Origin of the sequence: Saccharomonospora iraqiensis subsp. paurometabolica YIM 90007 (assembly GCF_000231035.2) — a bacterium.
Taxonomy (GTDB): domain Bacteria; phylum Actinomycetota; class Actinomycetes; order Mycobacteriales; family Pseudonocardiaceae; genus Saccharomonospora; species Saccharomonospora paurometabolica.
On the sequence record NZ_KI912213.1, the window covers coordinates 162,622 to 163,694 of the forward strand.

General features: G+C 76.1%; 1 pseudogene. It reads left to right on the forward strand.

Annotation, left to right across the window (positions count from 1 at the left end):
- Positions 1-814, forward strand: a pseudogene (locus SACPADRAFT_RS0205390) (phospholipase); the annotation flags it as partial.
- Positions 815-1,073: the final 259 nt, after the last annotated feature.

Below are 1,073 nucleotides of genomic sequence, written 5' to 3' on the forward strand. Positions count from 1 at the left end.
CCTGGCCGCGGGGGTGTCCGCGGGTTGGTGGCCCGCGGTCCTCCTCGCCGTCGGCGGAGCGCCACCCGCCCTGTCCGGCCCCGTGCCCGCCGTGTTGCTGCTCGGGCTCGTCCACCTCGGGATTCTCGGCACGGCCCGGCCCCTGCTCGCGAGAACGGCCGGGAGTGCGCCGGTCGCCCGCGCGGCGGGTCTCGCGTCCCGCGCACCGATGAGCCTCTATCTGCTGTTCCTCGCGGCCACCCTGGTGGTCGTCGCGGCCGTGCACCTGCCGGAACGGTTCGGCCTCGCCCCGGCCTGGTGGCTGCGACCCCGGACCCTGCTGGCACTGACCCTGCTCGTCGGCCCGGCGGTCGTGGTGTTCTCGTGGGTCGAGCGGCACGGTCGGCACCGACCGTTCGGGCCGGTCGTGACGCGCACCACCCGGCCCGCCCCGCGCGGGGTCCTGGACCGGGTCGCCACGTTCGCCGGCTTCGGCTTCGCGGTGACCGGGGTGTTCGGTTTCGCCGTGACCACGCTGGGCGGCCGGGTCCCCGCACTCGACGGAGTGCTGATCGACCCGGTACAGAGCCTGGTCCACCTGTTGCTCGGTGCCGCCCTGCTGCACAGCGCACGGAGGGCGACCACGGGCACGCCGGTCCCGTGGGTGCTGATGTCGGTGGCGTGTGTGCCCCCGCTGCTGTCGGTGACGGCGGACTCCCCGCCGGACCCGCTCGGGCTGGCCGTCCATCTCGCCGCGGGGGTGTTCGGGCTCGGGGCCGCGACCGTGACGGTGCTGTCCACACCACGGTCACCCGCCCGGTGGCGGAAGGACTGAGTGCGCGCCGATCCGGGGTGGTATCCGGGACGGCGTGCCGCCGTGTGGCACCCTACGACCATCGTCCACCTCCCCGGACGCACGTGACCAGCGACGCTGCCCGGGGAGCGTCGAGGGAGAGGAGCCGTTGCCGTGGTCCGACCGCCGGGGGGTGATCCCCGCCGTTCCCGGCCGGCGCGCCCCTGGGAGGGGGACGCACAGGCACCCCCACCGGACGGTGCGCGGGACGGCGGCCCCCGGCGCGAGCATCCGCGACCGC